The following is an 18206-nucleotide window of genomic DNA, read 5'->3' as shown; positions in this document are numbered from 1 at the left end:
CTCCCGCTGAAGGGGGGTACTCTGATGAGCACCATAAATCTCTCCGCTCATGCAGCCTCGTGCGTGAAGCACGGTGTAGGCACGATTGTGAAGGCAAGGTTTCCCACTCATGCAGGTTGATCAAAATCTGTCCAACTTTTCCGACATCGCGGTGCAAACCGCGTTCGTCGTTTATGCTCTCGCCTTGGTGTTGTCCCTGGTCTACTACGGCCGGATGCACAGCATCATCGAGGCGATGCGCTCCCGCACGACTGCTGTGGCGCAGCAGCGCGAACTCGCTAGCGTGGGGGCCTCGGCAGACAGTGCCGCGCTTGGCGACGTCCCCCCGACAGCCAGCACTGGCCCCGATGCTGACCTAGACGCGGATCTGTCGAAGAAGCGGGAGAACGCCGACAAGCTCGGCGGCATGACGCAGATGCTCCTGTGGTTGGGTATCGCCTTACACTTGGCGGCCATTGTGCTGCGCGGCCTGGCCACGGGGCGTTTCCCGTTTGGCAACCTCTACGAGTACGTGCTCATGGTGACCGCCGGCGCCATGGTGGTGGCGACCATCGCCATGCAGCGCAAGGAATGGCGCACTCTGTGGCCGTGGCTGCTCACGCCGATTCTGGCGCTGATGTTCTACGGCTCCACCAAGCTCTATGCGGAATCCGCTCCGGTGGTTCCGGCACTCCAGTCTCACTGGCTGCCCATCCACGTCACTGTGGTCTCGTTGGGTGCGTCCATCGGCGTGGTCTCCGGTATCGCTTCTTTGCTCAGCGTGCTGCGTGAGTTCCAGCCGAAGGGCAGTGAGTCCGGTTTCTTTGGTGCGCTTGCCCGCCCGCTTCCTTCTGCTAAGAAGTTGGACCGCTTGGCCTACCGCTTGGGCGTGGTGACGCTGCCGACTCTGGGCCTGGGTATTGTACTGGGCGCTATTTGGGCCGAGTCCACATGGGGACGCTACTGGGGCTGGGACCCGAAGGAGACCGTATCCTTCGCCACCTGGATCCTCTACGCCGCCTACCTGCACGCCCGCGCGACGCCGGCCTTCCGCAAGGCCGCGCCGTATATCAACATCGCGGCGATGCTGCTCATGATCTTCAACCTGTTCTTCATCAACATGGTTGTCTCCGGCCTGCACTCCTATGCGGGGCTGAACTAAATGGCGGATACCCCTAAGCCGCGGCACAAACAGGGCAAGCCGGCGGGCGATAACCCGCAGCTCATCGCTCTCGGTGAGGGCTTTGCGCAGCGCCGCCGAGAACTCGGTATCTTGCAGCAGGAGCTGGCTGAGAAGGCCGGGATTTCGCGCTCCACGCTGCACACCATCGAGCACGGCGGCTCTGGCGTGCGCTGGGAAAAGGTGATTGCGGTGGCTGAGGCCCTCGGCCTTGAGATGACCTTCGAGCCGAAGGCTTAGGCTTCGTCGGCTTTATTGTCTTTGTCCTCGGGGGCCTTGGGTTTCTGGGAACCTTGTGAACCCTGTGAGCGACGGCGGCGCTCTTCTTCTTGGCGCTCTGCCTCCCGCTCCCTGGCGCGGCGCTCTTTGAAGCGCTGCTTCTCTAGGTTCCACAGGAACTCTTCGTCATCGTCTGGGCCCTTGATTGCGGGGCGCTGCGGCTGCTGTGTCTGCTGCACCTTCTTATTCCAACTCGACGGACCAAAGGCCTTCCATACGAGGACCGCCGCGAGGACAAACAAGAGTAGTAGTATCAATCGACCCATGCGTTGTATTCTACGGAATGCCCGCAAAGCAAAAGTGAGAATTATGAGTCAGACAGAAAACACCATCAACACCTCGCAGAACCCCGAACCACCCCAGCCGGATCCGGCCCTCAAGCGCCGCTCCCGCGTCGCTTTGTGGAAGTACGGGGCTGCCCGCGTGGTGCTGTTCATTGTGCTCACCGCGGTGATTCAGCTGCTGGCCATGGCGGTTCTCGGGACCTTTCCGCTGCTGGTCTCCGCCCTGTTGGCGTTGTTTGTGGCGCTGCCGCTGTCCATGCTGATCTTCTCCACGTGGCGCATGGAAGCCACTCAGACGCTGGCGGAGTACTCCGCGCAGCGCAAGGCCCACAAGAAGTGGGTCCAAGAGGAGCTGGCTGGCCGCTAAATCGGTGGTTAAACCAGAGCCAGCGCTACAGCGTTGATAACCGCCCACACCAGCATCGCGCGGCCGGCCATGCCAAGTACTGGGATGAGTTTCGGGCCGCGTGCGCCGCGGTTGACGGTGCGGATAGCACCCAGCGCGAGGGGGAAGTAGAGCAGCGAAGCGAGCGCGGCCCAGGAATCGAAGGCTAGGCCGATGGTGAGTAGTACCGGCAGCAGCAAGAGGGTCATGAATAGCGTGCGGGACTTTTTATCACCCAGGCGCACCGCCAAAGTGATCTTGCCGGTGGACTTATCGGAGGGGATGTCCCGGATGTTATTGGCCAGGTTTACCGCCGCACTCATACCGCCGATACCCACGGCTAAGGCAAGGCCTGTCCACGTGATGCGGCCGGCCTGTGTGTACTCGGTACCTAGGACCGCGACGAGTCCGAAGAACACGAAAACGGCGACTTCCCCGAACCCGCGGTAGCCGTAGGGGTTCTTGCCACCGGTGTAGAACCAGGCACCGGCGATACACACGGCGCCGACGAGGATGAACGAGGCGGCGTTGGCAGCTAGGGAGAGTGAGATGCCCGCGATAGCCGCCACGCCGAAGGAGGCGAAGGCGGCGAACTTGACGTGTTGCGGTTTGGCCAGCCCGCCGCCGGTAAGCCGCTGGGGGCCGGTGCGGTCATCATCGGTGCCGCGGATGCCATCGGAGTAGTCGTTGGCGTAGTTCACGCCGATGATAAGAGCCCAGGCCACGATGAGTGCCAGCAATGCGCGTCCCCAGTGCAGACCGTGGGCCGCGGCGGCGGCACCGGTACCAGCGATAACAGGAGCAAAAGCATTGGCCCAGGTGTGCGGGCGAGCACCCTGGAGCCAATCGGCAGGAGTGGCGGAATAGGCAGACATGCTCACTATTGTGCCACTGGTGTGGTGTGCTGCGGCAATGAGCTGGTGCGTTGGCGAAAGCGGTAGATGATGAGCACTGCAACGAAAATAACGGCATTGGTGACTGTCATTGCGGCAGAGGTAGCCGCGTCAAGGACATAGGCAACCCAAAATCCCACGACCGCGCTGATAGCGGCAACGCCACAGGCGGTCAACACCAGCGTGGGCACGCGCTGAGTAAGCAGCCGCGCGGTCATCGTCGGGAATACCATGAGAGCGATGACCAGCATGGCACCGGCAGCGTGAAAGGCGGCGGTGGCGGTGCAGGCAACCACGGTCATAAATATGATGTGAAGAACGCGCGTGGGCACCCCGCGTGCGGCACAAAAATCGGCGTCAAAAGTCGTGGCGGATAAACGCGGCAGTGTAAGGGCGAGGAAGAGAGCATTGATACCCAGCACTGCGGCCATGATGTAGCAATAGTTGGGATTGGAGAAGGCCGCGAGGTTGAGATCACCGACGAGAACGGCGTGGACATCAAGGTGCACGTGGCTCATGTGCGTAGAAATCAGGATGACTCCGGCGGCAAACAGGGCGGGAAAGACCAATCCGAGGGCGGAATCAGCAGTCACCAGCGGGCTGCGCTGTAGTGCGTCAGTTCCCAACGCCACCACCAAGGCGCCAGCGGCCGCGGTAACGAGCAAGATGGGTGAATCTAGATCTGCGGTAAAGAGGTAGCCGACGGCAATTCCGGGAAGGACGGCATGGCCGATGCCGTCGATAAGCATGGCCTGGCCTTTGAGGACAACAAAGGTGCCGGGGATAGCACAGGCCAAGGCCGTCAGAACGGCAAGGAGACAAGCGGTCGCGGCGAGGGTCATGAGGCTAGCTTTCTACTGGTGAGGCTGATAGTGACGAGCGCCGCCTGAGCCAGGACGATGACCGGACCGGTGGGCAGCGGGCCGTGCGCAATGGAGACATAGCAGCCGAGAGCAGCGGTGGCCGCGCCGAAGAACCCGGAGAGCGCGATGAAAGGTAGCAAGCGCGTGGTCCAGGGGCGGGCAGCGGCGGCAGGGCTGATGACCACGGCGACCATGAGCACTACGCCGACGACTTTGACGCCGAGCACCGTGATGGCGGTGAGGGCGAAGAAACTAGCCGCGTTGAGGAACGAGGTGCGGATGCCGGCTACCTGGGCAAAACTTGAATCAAAAGTGACTGCGGCCTGCCGGGTGTGAATGAGGAAAAGAAAAAGCAGCACGCAGCCACCGATGATGAGTGTGGACCGTACATCCGCGCGAGTGAGCGTGGAGGCATTTCCCAGCAAATAATCCTGGATTCCGGCCTTGCCAGGCAATGGTCGGCGGGAAATATACTGCATGAGCAGCATTCCCACCGAGAAAAATGTGGTTAGCGTGGCCGCCATCGCAGTGGTTTGCCCCAGGGGAGTTAACCGCGGGATGAGGTGAATGCACCCCACCGCGAGGGTTCCGGTGAGCAGGGCGCCGCAAGAAAGAAGCCAGACATTTCGCCCGTCCCAGCCAATGGCGGTGGCCACGAGGAAGGCGGTGAGCAGTCCAGGCAGGGAAGAATGCGAGATGGCATCGGCCAGCAGGCTGGTGCGGCGAACATATACCAGTGGGCCTAGCGCGCCAGCGCAGCCACCGATGAGCACGGTGCCCAGGAGTGCCTGGGTATAGGTGTAGTTCTGAAGAAGCTCGAGTGGGTTCATGATGGCAGGGAAAACATGTCGGCAATGGCGGACTCGGTAAGTACCTGCTCGGTGGGGCCAGCAGCAATGAGCCGGCCGTGGCCGACCATGAGGACCTCATCGCAAAAGTCGGCGACCTCCGCCAGGTTGTGATGCACCAGCAGGATGGTCACGCCGTTCTCGCGCAGTTCCTTGAGTACATCCATGATGGCGCGCTGACTCGCGGCATCGACACCAGCGAAGGGCTCGTCGAGGATGATGAATTCCGGCTCGCTAACGAGCGTGCGCGCCAACAACACGCGCTGGCGCTGACCACCAGACAGGGCGGAAATCGGCAGCTGCGCGTGTGCCTGCATTCCGGTGCGCGCAAGTGCTGCGTGGGCGGCGTCTTTGTCAGCGCGGCTGGGCCACTGCCACCAGCGCAGCCCGGCGGTGCGGCCCATCAGGGCGATGTCGAAGGCGGTGGCAGGGTAATTCCAGTCGATATCCGCATGTTGTGGCATATATCCGAGCCGCTGCCGAAAATGTGCCAGATCGACGCCATCGAAGGTCATCGACCCGCAGGCTAGAGGCGGAAGGAGCCCTACCAGCGTGCGGACCAGAGTAGACTTTCCCGACCCGTTCGCACCCACCAGCCCGGTGATAGTCGCGGGGGTGAGGGTGAAGGAGGCGTCGTGAAGCACCGGCGTGCGGGGATAGCCGGCGGTGAGGTTTCCTACGCTGAGCATTAGCTTAGTGCTTTCGCCACGGCGCTAGCGTTATGTTCGAAGGCTCCGAGGTAGGTATCGGTTGGGGCTTCCGGGCCGAGGGTATCGGCAAAGAGCTCTTCATCCGAGATGGTGACGGTCCAGTTGCGGGTTTCTACGGCTTCCTTGAGAGAAGTGATGGCCTGTGGGTTCGCCTGGTTATCTTGGAAGATAACGGGGACCTTCTTCTCCGCGATCGTATCCGCGAGCTCGGAGATCTCAGTGGCGGACTTGGTGGCTTCGGTGGTCACGAAGTCGGTGGCTTGGACTTCAAAGTCGAAGGTCTTGCCGAAGTAGTTGAAGGCGTCATGGCCGGTGATAAGAACGCGCGGGGAGGCGCTTTCGAGTTCCTTAGCGGCCTTGTCGTGCGCGGCTGCAATCTTGTCTTCATAAGCATCGGCGGCCGCGGCATAGTCTTCGGCATTGTCAGAGTCGATTTCGCCGAGTTTGGTGCCGATATGATCGACGACCTGGCTCCACAGCTCGGGGCTATTCCAGATGTGCGGGTCGTAGAGTTTTTCGCCCTTGTCACCTTGCTCGGGCCACGGCAGAAGGTCAGCAGTATCGAGCTGTTCGCCGACAGCTAGCTGCTTTTCACCGAGGGAGGAGAGCTGGTCCACCATTTGCGCCTCGAGGTGAAGGCCATTCCAGAGGACGAGGTCGGCATCCTGCATCTTTTCAATATCGCGCGTGGTGGGCTGGTAGGTGTGTGGATCGCCGCCGGGGCCGACCATGGTGGTGATGTCGGCGTCCGGGGCGATATTGGCGGCCGCATCAGCCAAGTAACCGGTCGTGGCGAAGATCGTCAGGTTATCGTTCTGGGCTTCGGTGGAGTCGCTGCTGGTGCAGGCGCTCAGCGTGCTTGCGACCACGAGGGAAGCGAGGGGAAGCGCAATAAGTTTCTTCACGGGAAACCTCTCTTATTAAAAGTGAATGTCGATGTTCAATGGATTGAACTTGAAAGAGCATAAGTGCTGAAACCGTTGGAAGCAATAGGCTGAACTACGATGGGGGTATGCACATCAGCGAGCTGCCCGAACGCACCCAGGATTACCTCAAGATCCTCTGGACCTATGAGGAGAAAGAGGGCGCTAATACCGCGATGCCGCTGGGGGACCTAGCTAAAGCGGCGGGGCAGAAGCTGCCCACCACGTCGGAGGCGGTCAAGCGCCTGGCCGCGAAGGGGCTGGTGGAACACGAACGCTACTTTGGTGTTCGGCTTGTTGAGGAAGGCCGGCGGCTGGCTGTGGCAATGGTGCGCCGGCATCGACTCCTGGAAACCTTCCTCGTGCGCACTCTGGGCTATACCTGGGATGAGGTGCACGATGAGGCGGAAATGCTAGAGCACGCGACGTCCGACATGCTCGTTGAACGCCTCGATTCTTTCCTGGGCAACCCCGCCCGCGATCCGCATGGTGATCCCATACCTGCCCCGGATGGCACTGCCGAGCCGGTCTCGCGCATTACGCTTATCGACGTCCCCGCGCAGACCCCCGTCACCGTGGAGCAGGTCACTGACGCGGATGGCGAATTTCTGCGCTACCTGGATAAAAATGGAGTGCGGCCGGGAGTGGAATTGTCCGTCGTTGCCCCCTCGGTTGCGGGTGTGCTCGAGGTTGCCGTCGACGGCGGTGCGCACTTCCCCCTCGGGGAATCCGCTGCGCGCGGCATTGCCGTACGCAGCATTAGCGAAGCGGAGGATTAGGCGCTCCACAGGCGGGCGACGGCGAGGCGGTCAACCTTGCCGGGGCCGGTGGTGGGGAGCTCGGTCAGGCGCTTGAAATCCTTGGGGGTTTGCCAGCGGGGAAGGCCAACGTCGTCGAGAGCCACAAGGATATCGCCGACATCCGCCCATCCGGTATAGGCAGCGACGACCATCTGACCTAAGCGCGGGTGGGGGATGCCCACGACGCACACGCCGTCCACTCCCGGCACGCGCAGGATGTGCTGCTCGAGCTGTTCTGGATGGAGCTTTAAACCGCCGGTATTGAGGATATTATCGAGGCGCCCCGTCACGGTGAGGGTATCGCCGTTCAACGCCCCGGCATCCGAGGTGGCAAACCACGAGGTGCCGGACTCATCGACCACGAAGGCATCTGAGTCCACGTTTCGGTAGCCCTGCGCAATCATGGGTCCGCCGAGGTAAATGCGGTTCTCCTCGCCGATGCGCACCCGCGCGCTATCGAGGGGACGGCCGTTGTAGACGCATCCGCCGGCGGTCTCCGAGGAACCGTAGGTGGTAACGATGTTGATGCGCAGCTTCTTCGCCGAGTCCAGCAGTTGCGGGTGGGTGGCAGCACCCCCGACGAGGATGGCATCAAAGGTGCGTAGGGCGTCGATTCCCTCTAGTGAATCCATGGCCTTGGCCAGCTGCATTGGGGTCAGCCCCGTGTACGAGCGATCTCCGGTGGCGGCCAGCTCGTGCGCGGCGTGGGCGAAATCGGGGATGGAAAAGCCTTCCGAGAGATCGAGGCACAGCGGCTCCACGCCCGCGACGAGCGAGCGGATTAATACCTGGATGCCCGCGATGTGGGAGGCGGGCATGGCCAGCAGCCACTGGCCGGTGCCGCCGAGAGCGCGGTGCGTGGCATCGGCGCTGGAGACCAGGTTGGCGGCGGTGAGCTGCGCGCCTTTCGGCGTGCCCGTGGACCCGGAGGTGGCCACGACGAGCGCGATGGAGGAATCGATGGGCTCGCCTGCGCGCATGTGGTTGCGCAGCAGCTGCGCGCGGGTGCGGTCCTCTGCCGGGACGGGCAGGAGCGTTGCCTGCCCGGCGATGGCCGCCTCCAAGTCGTCGAGGATGGCGGCGGGGTCATGTGGGTTGACGGACAGAGGGGAGAGGATAGTCACGGTTAGCTAGGTTACCGCTAGGTTACCGCCCGCGGTGTTCGTAGGGGTTGATGAGCTCGTCCTCCTGGTCGAAGGGGCGCTCACCGTCCCTTTGGGCCTGCTTGATGTGGCGCAGCATCCACACGCGAGATGCAATGACGGCAACCAGCGCGATGGCCGCGAGGGCGATGGCGAAGTAGAGCACTGTGGGTTCTCCTCGTGGACTGACGGTTAGTAGTAGTACGGGAAGTCATCCCAGTTGGGCTCGCGCTTTTCCAGGAAGGATTCCTTGCCCTCGACAGCCTCGTCGGTCATGTAGGCCAAGCGGGTGGCCTCACCCGCGAAGACCTGCTGGCCCATGAGGCCATCATCGGTGAGGTTGAAGGCGAACTTGAGCATGCGCTGGGCGGTGGGGGACTTCATGTTGATTTCGCGCCCCATCTGGATGGCGGCGTCCTCCAGCTCGGCGTGGTCAACTACCTCGTTGACCGCGCCCATCTCGTACATGCGCTGTGCGTCGTAGGTGCGGCCCAGGAAGAAGATCTCGCGGGCGTACTTCTGGCCCACCATCTTGGCCAGGTAGGCCGAGCCATAGCCGGCGTCGAAGGAGCCGACGTCGGCGTCGGTCTGCTTGAAGCGGGCTTCCTGGCGGGAGGCAATGGTCATATCGCACACCACGTGCAGGGAGTGTCCGCCGCCGGCGGCCCAGCCGTTGACCACGGCGATGACCACCTTGGGCATGGTGCGGATGAGGCGTTGGACCTCCAGGATGTGCAGGCGGCCGCCCTCAACTTTTTCGCGGGCGGTGTCGACGGTGGATTCGTCGGCAGTCGCGTCATCATGCGCGTGCTCCGTGGCATAGCGGTACCCGGAGCGGCCGCGGATGCGCTGGTCACCGCCGGAGCAAAACGCCCAGCCGCCGTCCTTCTGGGAAGGCCCGTTGCCGGTGAGAAGTACTGTTCCTACATCCGGCGTGCGGCGCGCGTGGTCCAGCGCGCGGTAAAGCTCATCCACCGTGTGTGGGCGAAACGCATTGCGCACCTCGGGGCGGTCGAAGGCGATGCGGACGATGCCGTCCTTGCGCTGGGGCTTTGGACCGTCACTGATGAGCCGGTGGTAAGTGATATCCGTCAGGTCCTCAAAGCCCTCGACGGGCTGCCAGAGCTCCGGTTTGAAAGGATTATCGGTGCTGTAGTTCTTCTGCTCGCTCATGGCACACCAGCTTAATTGGAAAGCGGTGCGCCGGAAGTATAGTCCCCATTCCCAAACCCTCACCCACACTCTCCGCCCAGCGCGGCGGTGATAATCAATACTCAATACTGCGGGATTTCCCGTCAATGTGCACGTGTACTCCGTACCAGCGCGGTACACCATACAGTGGGACGGAATCGAACCTCCCTGCCTTCTTGCGCTACGAAGGCGCCTGAGAAGCACTGGGCTCTTCCCTGCCCAGAAGGGGTGCGCTCGCTACGAAGGGTGTGGGCTACCGTCGCGCGCGTGGCGCGCGACATGACGTGCCGCAAAAATGCGACACAAAGCGAAAGCGCCGCAAGAATGCGGCACAACTAGCGGCAGACCTTATTTAGTTATCAGTTCTGTATTCCAGTTCAGCTGCTGGATGCGGGTATCTAGCTCGCGGTACTGGCGGGCCAGATCGTCGGCGCGCTCGCGCAGCTTCGGCACGGGCACCGTGGCCACGAACTTGATCTCTGAGCGGGAGTAACGGTCGTGGCGCGCACCCGCACGCTCTGCCAATCCCTGGTAGATGCGGCGCTTGCGCAGCAGACCATCACGCAGCGCCAGGGCTTCCATGAGCGTGATCTCATCGTCGAACGCGGTGGCCGTGTTCGTGGCGTTGATCGCGATGACGAGCTCATCGATGCGCTTGGTCACGCCCTCGAGTTCGCGGAGGAGATCCGTGGGGTTCTCATCCGGTTCATCGCCTTCCTGAATGCGGACCGTCGCCGCGAGGCGGTCACTCAGCGAGTTGAGGCGCTCCTGCGCCTGGGCGCGCTCGGCCAAGGCTTCAGCAAGTAGCATGGTTGCTCCTTCACCCTTGATGGGATTCATTGTCTAAGCAATTGTACGGCAGTCAGTAGGCTCCGCCTTAGAGCCGTGACGGTTCTAACAAATAGGGCCCCAAAACTTCGATGATCTGGGGCCTTATTTGATCGTTGTGTACGTTGCGCACGGTTGGTTGGTACGTTTTCGTAAATATGCCCGCAGTTTTTCGGATTTGGGGGACCTTATTTACCAAAACGTACCGCGGGCTCCGTGATTAACGTTGAGCCCGCGCGGAAACCGCTACCCAATAAACATGAACGCAAACAGCGTGTTGAGCACCGTCGCCACGATCATGGGCACGGAGGTGCGCTTGACCAGTTGGATGGGGTTGACCTTGATAGCGCCGGAGACAATGAGCACCGCGGCGTTGACCGGGGAGACCTGGCGCATCAGGTTGGAGGTACCCCAGATGGCGGTGAGCATCTGCGGGGCGTGGATGGAGGTCTGCGAGGCCAGGTTGGGCACCACCTCAGAGAAGGCGAAGTAGGGCGCGGTACCGGAACCGGTGAGTGCGGCCATCGCGGCGGTGGCAGCGACGAAGACGAGGACGATGAGGACGGCGGCGCCGGAGGAGCCCTCGGCGGCGTCGATGAGCATGTCGATGACACCCATCTGCGTAATACCCTCCACCAGGACAGCAGCAGCCACCAGCAGGGCCACGACGCCCGCAGCACCTTCGCCCATGCCTTTGAAGAAGCTGGAGATGGAATCCACAGCACCGGTGACGGTGCGCTTGCGGATGGACTCGATGATCATCGCGATGAACAGGGAGACCACGGTCACCGGGAGGATGCCGCCCTCAAAGGGGATGACACCCAAACGGTTAAGAATGGCGGAGATAATGATGAGCAGCAACGGCATGAGCGGGAGCACGGCGTAGTAACCCGGCAGGGAGGCTGCGCGGGCGATGGCTTCCTCGGTAGCGTCATCGTGCATCGAATCGGCGCTGACCTCACCGGAGCTTTCGGCCTTGCGGGCATCCACCTTGTCGCAGTGGCGTTGCCACCACATGTGTACGAAGGCCGTGATGAGGAGCGTGGGCACCGTGGCGTAGGCGACGGCGCCGTAGACGAACTCGGTTGGCGTCATGTTGGTGAGATCGGCGCCCTGAATGAGGCCGGCCTCAAGCGGCGTGGGCACGATGGTGGAGGAGGTCACCACGATGGCGCCCACGGTCAGGGGTGTCAGGCCCGCGGCGATGAGTGCCGGCAGGAGCGTGGCCACGAGCAATAGGGATAGCGCTGCAGCCGAGGGGATCACCAGCGAGAGCAGCGTGCCCAAGATGAAGCCCACTGGAACCAGCCAGTAGGAGCCTTTGAAGCGCTTGAGCGGTGAGGAGAGCACCACGACCGTCTTGGCATCAGCACCAATGTGCCGCATATAGGACACGAAGCCGAAGAGCACCATAATCGCCATGCCGATGCCGGAGAAGCGTGCTTTGAATAGCGCATCCACGACGAGCAGCTGGTCATAGAAGGCATTGCCCGTGGCTTCGATTTCGGTGGTGCGGAAGTCCGCGCGCCCGGTGAGAGCGGCGAGCATGAGCAGGATTACGCCAACGGCGAAGATGGAGGCCGCGGCGTGGACTTTCTTATAGATGAGATAGACAACTGCGGCGATGGCCAGCAGTGCGATGAGAAGGTAAAGCATCTGAGGATCCTTCTTCTGGTTATATCCACTTACCGTTATAACCTAACACCGGCTATGACAGGTGTCGCGCTGAGCCCCCCACACGTACGATGAACCTCATGCATATTGATGACGTCCTCGACCGCGCCCACGTGGTCTCCCTTCCACTCGCCGTGAAGTTCCGTGGCATTACGACCCGGGAAGCATTGCTTATCGATGGCCCCGCGGGCTGGGGTGAGTTCGCCCCCTTCCTGGAGTACGGGGCGGAGGAATCCGCCCGCTGGCTTGCCGCCGGGCTGGAAGCGGCCTACGAAGGCTTTCCGGAACCCGTGCGCGAGTGGGTAGAAGTCAACGGCACCGTCCCTGCGGTTCCTGCCGAGCAGGTGCCGGAGGTCATGGAGCGCTATCCCGGCTGCCGCACCTTCAAAATCAAGGTGGCGGAGAAGGGGCAGACGCTGGACGAGGACATCGCGCGCGTTCACGCCGTCCGCACCCACATCGAGGCACAGGGTCGCGTGCCGGTTTTGCGCGTCGACGCCAACTGCGGCTGGAGCGTCGAGGAAGCCGTCACCGCGGCCAAGGAGCTCATGCCGCTGGATTACATGGAACAGCCGTGCAAGACCGTTGAGGAACTCAAGGAGGTGCGCACCCAGCTCATGCGCGCCGGGATTTTCGTGCGTGTGGCGGCTGATGAATCCATCCGTAAGGCTAGCGACCCTTATCGGGTGGCGGAATTGCAGGCGGCCGATGTCGCCGTGGTTAAGCCCGCGCCGCTGGGCGGGGTGCGCAAAGTACTCGAGGTAGCCTCCCACCTGCGCGAGCGCCACATGGACATCACGGTGGCTTCCGCGCTGGATACCTCGGTGGGAATCTCCATGGGGCTTGCCGCCGTGGCCGCTCTCCCACAGATCTATGACGACGAAGACATCGACGTCACCCCGGCCGCTGCGGGCCTGGCCACCGGGTCGCTGTTCCTGGAGGATGTCACCGCTCCGCGCCAGCTTGTCGACGGTCACCTGCGCGCCGAAGCCCTCACCCCCGACCCGGATCGCCTGAGCACACTCGCCGCGCCGGGCGAGCGCCGCGAGTGGTGGTTCGAGCGCGTGCGTCAGTGCTGGCCGCACCTTTAAAAACACAGCTCACGGTACATGTCCGGAGGGCAGCGTAGGCTGGCGGGCATGACCATTTCCGTGAAAGACGCGCACCTGCACAACCTTCGCAACGTGGATGTGGACCTTCCGCGCGGCCAGCTCGTGGCCGTAACCGGGGTGTCCGGCTCCGGAAAGTCCTCGCTGGCTTTCGGCACCATCCACGGTGAAGGTCAGCGCCGCTATTTGGAATCCGTCGCGCCTTTCGCCCGCCGGCTCATTGCCTCGGCGGTGGACCCGCAGGTAGGCCGCATCGAAGGCCTGCCGCCGACGGTGGCGTTGCAGCAGTCGGCGTCGACAAGCAGCGCGCGCTCCACCGTGGGCACGATCTCCGCCATGTCCAATTCCGTGCGCTTGTTGTATTCGCGCTGCGGTGACAACCCGGAGGGCCTGTACTCCGATTCCTTCTCCCCGAATACTCCGGAGGGTATGTGCCCGGAGTGCCAGGGCACCGGGGTGGTCCACGAACCCACGGAGGCCTCCATGGTGCCGGACCCCTCCTTAAGCATCGAGGATGGCGCAATCGCTGCGTGGCCGGGGGCCTGGGCGGGCAAGAACTTCCACGACATCCTGCAAGAACTGGGCTTTGACCTGGATTCGCCGTGGGAAGACTTGCTGAAGAAAGACCGCGAGTGGATCCTCTTCACCGAGGAACGCCCGGTAGTGACCGTCAAGCCGCGCCGCGGGGCGGATCAGATTCAGCGCAATTACGAGGGCACGTGGCGCTCCGTGGCCAGCTACCTGACCAAGACCTATGCGGAGACGAAGTCGGATACACTGCGTGCCCGCGTCTTGAGTTTCATGGAAACCCGCCGCTGCGATACCTGCAAGGGGCGCCGGCTGACGGCGAAGGCCCTCAAGGTTACTTACGCCGGGCTGCCTATCGACGAATTCAATGCTCTTCCGCTGAGCGAAGCCTACGAGCTGCTAAGCGCTCAGAAGCCGCAGCCGAATGACGCGGAAGACCTGCTCCTCAAGGCTCTCCTGCCAGCCTTTGAATCTGCATTGGAACTCGGCCTGGGGCACCTCAGCCTCGATCGACCTACAGATACGCTCTCGGGCGGTGAGGTGCAGCGCCTGCGCCTGGCCGCGCAGCTGCGCTCCGGGCTTTATGGCGTGACTTATGTCCTGGATGAGCCGTCTGCTGGCCTGCATCCGGTGGAGCGGGGTGCAGTGCTCGATATGTGCCGGCGTTTCATTGCGGAGGGCAACTCGGTGCTGCTGGTGGAACACGACATGGAGCTGGTCAAGCAGGCCGATTGGATCGTGGATGTCGGCCCGCTCGCCGGTGAGCGCGGCGGCCAGGTGGTGTACTCGGGTCCCGTTGCCGATTACATAGAGGCGGCGGACTCCGCTGATACCCCCACCGCGCGTGCCTTGGCCCGCCCTCGCCCCACGCCCAAGGCCAAAGCGCGCTCGGCGCACGGTGATATCGCGCTGCGCCAGGTGCGCTCACACACCATCGATGGCCTCGACGTGGACTTTGGGCTGGGCCAGTTCACGGCTATTACTGGGCTCTCCGGTTCCGGTAAATCCACGTTGCTGGCCGCACTCCATGACACGCTCACGGGGCCGGACTGTCCGGAGCAGGTCAAGCGCGTGGTCTCCATTACCCAAAAGCCAATCGGCCGAACCCCGCGCTCCACGGTGGCGACGTACACCAACCTTTTCGACAACGTGCGTAAGCTCTTCGCCGCCACCCCGGAGGCCAAGAAGAAGAAATGGACGGTCTCCCGCTTTTCCTACAACGTCAAACAAGGCCAGTGCCATACCTGCGGCGGCGCCGGACAAATCGAGGTCGAGCTGGTCTTCCTACCCGGCTCCTATACCCAGTGCCCAGACTGCCAGGGACAGCGCTATAACGATGACACCTTGTCCATCCGCTGGCAGGGCAGGACCATCGCTGACGTCCTGGACCTTACGGTGGAAGAAGCGCTAGAGGTCTTTACAGATGAAGCACCGATCCTCCACGCGCTGCAAACCTTGGAGGCGGTAGGTCTGGGTTACCTGCGCTTAGGCCAGGGCGCTCCGGAGCTTTCCGGCGGTGAGGCCCAGCGCATCAAGCTCGCCACGGAACTGCAGCGCTCCCGCAACTCGCGCCGGGGCCATACCGTCTATCTGCTGGATGAGCCCACCGTAGGCCTGCATCCGGCCGATATCGACCTGCTCATCGCTGAGCTGCACTCGCTGGTGGAGGCCTCCCATACCGTCGTGGTGGCAGATCATGACCGTCACCTCATCGCCGGCGCTGACCGGGTCATTGAGATGGGCCCGGGCTCCGGTACTGAGGGCGGACAGATCGTGGCGGATGGCACGCCGGGTGAGGTTTCCACGGGACTAACGCCCACCGGGCGGGTGCTAAGTGGCGCGGGTGCACGATAAGGTAAATCCCATGACCAACAACAACGGCGACAACGAGACGCGGCAGTTCGGCCGCGTCACCGGTGAGAACGAAACCCGCCAGTTCGGCGCGCCCCAACAGCAGCCGCCACAGCGTCCCCAACAACACTTCCCGGAACCCGGCTCCCAGAACACGCAGGCCTATGGCCAGTCCTATCAGCAGGGCTATGACCAGAATTATCAACAGCCGCAGTATGACCCGGTCCCGTCCAGCTACCAGGTGGAGCAACCAAAGAAGGGTGGGGGAGCCCTGTCCTATGTCTTCGCGGCCATCGCTGCTCTCGCCGTCGTTATCGCCGGCGTGCTGTTCTTCTTGTGGCGCGGTGCGGCAGCGGATGCTGATAAGCCTGCTCCGGAGCCGGTCACCGAGACCGTGACCACCGAGGTTCCCACCACGGTGACCACCACCAAGGAATCGCCGCAGGATAACCTGCCCACCGACATCCCTACGGAGATCCCAACGGACCTGCCACCGGAGATTCAAGATCAGTTGGACCAGGGCGGCTCCGATTTAGAGGGGTTGCTCAATGACCTTTTCGGGCAGCTCGATTCGGGCAGCGGTGAGCCCGGCGTAGGCGGTGCGGACAATGTCTAGCACTGAGCCTATGGCTGAGTCCCAGCCAGAATCGATGCAGCTAGCGGAAGCATTGGCAGCCCAGCTCTCGCGGCACCTCACCGACGTGGTTATCTGCCCGGGTTCGCGCAACGCACCGCTGTCTTTGGCGCTTCTCGCGCGCAGCGATATTCGCGTGCATACCCGCCTGGATGAGCGCTCCGCCGCCTTCGCTGCTTTAGGTTTGGCACGCGTCCAACGCCGGCACGTCGGCATCGTGATGACCTCCGGCACCGCGGTGGCCAACGCGCTGCCCGCGATGGTGGAGGCGCATTACTCGCATACCCCGCTGGCCGTCATCAGCGCGGACCGCCCGGCCCGCTTGGTGGGCACGGGGGCCTCCCAGACCATTGAGCAGCCTGGGATCTTCGGTGTGTATGCAGAAACCACCCAGGTGGAGACCACGAGTGATATCCCGCTTATCGCGGAGCGCTTTTTGAATGACCGCCAGGTGCACATCAACGTGGCTCTCGATGCCCCGCTGGTAGGCGAAGAGCTGCCCGGTACCCCGACGGATTACACGCAGCACCGCGCGCGCACCCCGCGGTGGTCGAATCACGGCGAGGTGGCCGTTGATCTCAGCCGCAACACGCTCGTCATCGCGGGCGATGAGGCCTGGGAAGTCGAAGGCTTAGAGGATGTCCCCACCATCGCCGAGCCCACCGCGCCTGCGCCCTATCACCCGGTGCACCCGGCCGCGGCGCACCTCTTCCGCCGCGCCCAAGTTTCCGCCAACGACTACGTGGTCAACACCAAGGTGGAGCAGGTCATCGTCGTAGGCCACCCCACCCTGCACCGCGGGGTTATGGCCTTGCTGAGTGATCCCGATATCGATCTCATCTGTCTGTCCCGCACGGAAGATTTCACCAACCCGCGCGGTGAGGCCGCGCAGCTGGGCACCACCGTCAAAACCAGCGGCGAGCCCACGCGCGAGTGGATGAAGATCTGCGAAGGTGCGGCGCAGATGGCGGCCGACGGTGTTCGTGAGGTCCTCGCGGAGACCACCGGCGAGGAGACCATTAAGCCCGAGATCGGCTTTACCGGCCTCCACGTCGCCGCCGCGGTGGGCGATACGTTGTCCGTCGGCGACACCCTCGTGCTCGGAGCTTCCAACGCAGTGCGGGATGCCTCCTTCATCGGCCTGCCTTTCGACGGCGTGGAGACCTACTCACCGCGTGGCGCTGCCGGCATCGACGGCACCGTCGCGCAGGCTATCGGTATCGCCCTAGCCACCCAGTCCCGCGAGGCCGACGCGCCCCGCGCACCGCGCACCGTGGCTCTCATGGGGGATGTCACCTTCCTCCACGACGCCACCTCCCTCATCCTCCCCGAAGACAATCCGTGCCCGGAGAACCTCACCATCGTCGTCTCAAACGACGACGGCGGTGGCATCTTCGAGGTGCTTGAACAAGGCCGCGAGCCCCTGCGCGACTCCTTCGAGAAGGCGTTTGGAACACCGCATGGGGTGGGTGCTGCCAAGCTAGCGGAAGCCTGCGGTGCTGAGTACCGAGAGGTGAGCTCGGCGCAGGAGCTTCTCGATGTCCTCGCGGAGCTCAAGGAATACTCCACCGGCATCACCGTGGTGGAGGCACATACCACCCGGTCCTCGCGCCGTGCGCTACAGGAAGCGCTGAACGCCAAGGTAGGTCAGTAAATGCCGCGGCGCCGGGTACGCCAGCTGATCCTGGTGCTGTATGCCGCAGCTTTAGTGGGCATGGCGGGAATGGTCATCGGTCCTTTCCTCAATGACCGCACCATCGGCGCCAACCCCGGGCGCGCCCTGGCCACGGTGACGGATGTCGGTACCTTACGCACCTTCGTGGATTTCCAGGATTCGAAAGGGATTTATCACACCCCGCCCACCGGACTGCTTTATCCCACCGGGCTGGGGGAGGGGCAACAGGTGTGGGTGCTCTATGCCAAGAACAACCCGGACCTAGTCAAGGTGGAAGGCCGAGAATGGACGCTATCGATCATTCCGGCGTTGTCCTCTGCGGCCGTGGCCACCTTGATCGCCGGGGCATGCTGGTGGGCAAGCGGGAAAATTAACCGGAATTTAGCGCGTGCTTTACCAGCTGAGCACCCAGGAAAGGAATGATGGGGCG

Annotated in this window: 20 protein-coding genes; 9 read left to right on the top strand and 11 right to left on the bottom strand. The window is 62.9% G+C overall.

The genetic code is table 11. The features are described 5' to 3' along the window. Nucleotides 1-109: 109 nt before the first annotated feature. Nucleotides 110-1141, top strand: a complete 1032-nt coding sequence (gene ccsB, locus ABZS45_RS08930) for a c-type cytochrome biogenesis protein CcsB (RefSeq protein ID WP_049154848.1) — start codon at nucleotides 110-112, stop codon at nucleotides 1139-1141. After that, the gene (locus ABZS45_RS08925; RefSeq protein ID WP_046647787.1) at nucleotides 1142-1399 is read left to right on the top strand and encodes a helix-turn-helix domain-containing protein; all 258 of its coding nucleotides are present in this window, start codon (nucleotides 1142-1144) and stop codon (nucleotides 1397-1399) included. Here ABZS45_RS08925 and ABZS45_RS08920 read toward each other — a convergent pair. Continuing rightward, nucleotides 1396-1704 (bottom strand): hypothetical protein, encoded by a 309-nt coding sequence (locus ABZS45_RS08920; protein WP_049154847.1) that lies wholly within the window; start codon nucleotides 1702-1704, stop codon nucleotides 1396-1398. The two genes, ABZS45_RS08925 and ABZS45_RS08920, sit on opposite strands and share 4 nt — an antisense overlap. 43 nt (nucleotides 1705-1747) lie before the next feature. Here ABZS45_RS08920 and ABZS45_RS08915 point away from each other — a divergent pair, with 43 nt between their 5' ends. Beyond that, the gene (locus ABZS45_RS08915; RefSeq protein ID WP_070681474.1) at nucleotides 1748-2089 is read left to right on the top strand and encodes a DUF4229 domain-containing protein; all 342 of its coding nucleotides are present in this window, start codon (nucleotides 1748-1750) and stop codon (nucleotides 2087-2089) included. Nucleotides 2090-2097: 8 nt separating this feature from the next. Here ABZS45_RS08915 and ABZS45_RS08910 read toward each other — a convergent pair whose 3' ends face one another. Genes ABZS45_RS08910 through ABZS45_RS08890 form a run of 5 tightly spaced genes read right to left on the bottom strand, consistent with a single transcriptional unit; the run spans nucleotide 2098 to nucleotide 6326 of the window. Next, entirely contained in the window at nucleotides 2098-2982 is an 885-nt protein-coding gene (locus tag ABZS45_RS08910) for a 1,4-dihydroxy-2-naphthoate polyprenyltransferase (protein WP_412099508.1), read from the bottom strand. Nucleotides 2983-2987: 5 nt separating this feature from the next. After that, nucleotides 2988-3842, bottom strand: a complete 855-nt coding sequence (locus ABZS45_RS08905) for a metal ABC transporter permease (protein ID WP_010189755.1) — start codon at nucleotides 3840-3842, stop codon at nucleotides 2988-2990. Then, complete coding sequence (locus ABZS45_RS08900) at nucleotides 3839-4693, bottom strand: metal ABC transporter permease (RefSeq protein WP_010189752.1); 855 nt, start codon at nucleotides 4691-4693, stop codon at nucleotides 3839-3841. The genes ABZS45_RS08905 and ABZS45_RS08900 overlap by 4 nt, the downstream gene beginning before the upstream one ends. After that, nucleotides 4690-5400: a metal ABC transporter ATP-binding protein gene (locus ABZS45_RS08895; RefSeq protein WP_046647782.1), complete on the bottom strand. Its 711-nt coding sequence runs from the start codon at nucleotides 5398-5400 to the stop codon at nucleotides 4690-4692. Before ABZS45_RS08895 ends, ABZS45_RS08900 begins: the two co-directional genes overlap by 4 nt. Continuing rightward, nucleotides 5400-6326: a metal ABC transporter substrate-binding protein gene (locus ABZS45_RS08890; RefSeq protein WP_010189749.1), complete on the bottom strand. Its 927-nt coding sequence runs from the start codon at nucleotides 6324-6326 to the stop codon at nucleotides 5400-5402. The genes ABZS45_RS08895 and ABZS45_RS08890 overlap by 1 nt, the downstream gene beginning before the upstream one ends. 107 nt (nucleotides 6327-6433) lie before the next feature. Here ABZS45_RS08890 and ABZS45_RS08885 point away from each other — a divergent pair, with 107 nt between their 5' ends. Further along, entirely contained in the window at nucleotides 6434-7123 is a 690-nt protein-coding gene (locus tag ABZS45_RS08885) for a metal-dependent transcriptional regulator (protein ID WP_412099507.1), read from the top strand. Here ABZS45_RS08885 and menE read toward each other — a convergent pair. From menE to dcuC, 5 genes are all read right to left on the bottom strand, one after another. Beyond that, nucleotides 7120-8268, bottom strand: coding sequence for an o-succinylbenzoate--CoA ligase (gene menE / locus ABZS45_RS08880; RefSeq protein WP_070681486.1), 1149 nt, complete (start codon nucleotides 8266-8268; stop codon nucleotides 7120-7122). The two genes, ABZS45_RS08885 and menE, sit on opposite strands and share 4 nt — an antisense overlap. A gap of 22 nt (nucleotides 8269-8290) precedes the next feature. Then, complete coding sequence (locus tag ABZS45_RS08875; RefSeq protein WP_168162652.1) at nucleotides 8291-8452, bottom strand: hypothetical protein; 162 nt, start codon at nucleotides 8450-8452, stop codon at nucleotides 8291-8293. 26 nt (nucleotides 8453-8478) lie between these two features. Then, entirely contained in the window at nucleotides 8479-9459 is a 981-nt protein-coding gene (locus ABZS45_RS08870; RefSeq protein WP_070681490.1) for a 1,4-dihydroxy-2-naphthoyl-CoA synthase, read from the bottom strand. A 366-nt stretch (nucleotides 9460-9825) separates the two neighbouring features. Next, complete coding sequence (locus ABZS45_RS08865; RefSeq protein ID WP_010189741.1) at nucleotides 9826-10287, bottom strand: DIP1984 family protein; 462 nt, start codon at nucleotides 10285-10287, stop codon at nucleotides 9826-9828. A gap of 264 nt (nucleotides 10288-10551) precedes the next feature. Beyond that, the gene (gene dcuC, locus ABZS45_RS08860) at nucleotides 10552-11961 is read right to left on the bottom strand and encodes a C4-dicarboxylate transporter DcuC (RefSeq protein ID WP_070681493.1); all 1410 of its coding nucleotides are present in this window, start codon (nucleotides 11959-11961) and stop codon (nucleotides 10552-10554) included. A 98-nt stretch (nucleotides 11962-12059) separates the two neighbouring features. Between dcuC and ABZS45_RS08855 the strand changes: the two genes are divergently transcribed. The 5 genes from ABZS45_RS08855 to ABZS45_RS08835 are packed head-to-tail and all read left to right on the top strand — an operon-like array spanning nucleotide 12060 to nucleotide 18199. Next, the gene (locus tag ABZS45_RS08855) at nucleotides 12060-13070 is read left to right on the top strand and encodes an o-succinylbenzoate synthase (protein WP_412099506.1); all 1011 of its coding nucleotides are present in this window, start codon (nucleotides 12060-12062) and stop codon (nucleotides 13068-13070) included. Nucleotides 13071-13118: 48 nt separating this feature from the next. Further along, nucleotides 13119-15470 carry an ATP-binding cassette domain-containing protein gene (locus tag ABZS45_RS08850; protein ID WP_412099505.1) on the top strand — a complete coding sequence of 784 codons (2352 nt, stop codon included), beginning with the start codon at nucleotides 13119-13121 and terminating at the stop codon, nucleotides 15468-15470. 10 nt (nucleotides 15471-15480) lie between these two features. Next, on the top strand, nucleotides 15481-16083 hold the full coding sequence (locus tag ABZS45_RS08845) for a hypothetical protein (protein WP_412099504.1): 603 nt from the start codon (nucleotides 15481-15483) through the stop codon (nucleotides 16081-16083). Beyond that, nucleotides 16076-17755, top strand: coding sequence for a 2-succinyl-5-enolpyruvyl-6-hydroxy-3-cyclohexene-1-carboxylic-acid synthase (gene menD, locus ABZS45_RS08840; protein WP_412099503.1), 1680 nt, complete (start codon nucleotides 16076-16078; stop codon nucleotides 17753-17755). The genes ABZS45_RS08845 and menD overlap by 8 nt, the downstream gene beginning before the upstream one ends. Further along, nucleotides 17756-18199, top strand: coding sequence for a DUF3592 domain-containing protein (locus ABZS45_RS08835; RefSeq protein WP_412099502.1), 444 nt, complete (start codon nucleotides 17756-17758; stop codon nucleotides 18197-18199). It begins immediately after the preceding gene. Nucleotides 18200-18206: the final 7 nt, after the last annotated feature.

Source organism: Corynebacterium aurimucosum (assembly GCF_046895345.1).
Classification (GTDB): Bacteria; Actinomycetota; Actinomycetes; order Mycobacteriales; family Mycobacteriaceae; genus Corynebacterium; species Corynebacterium aurimucosum_G.
This window is presented reverse-complemented; position numbering and strand designations above follow the sequence as displayed.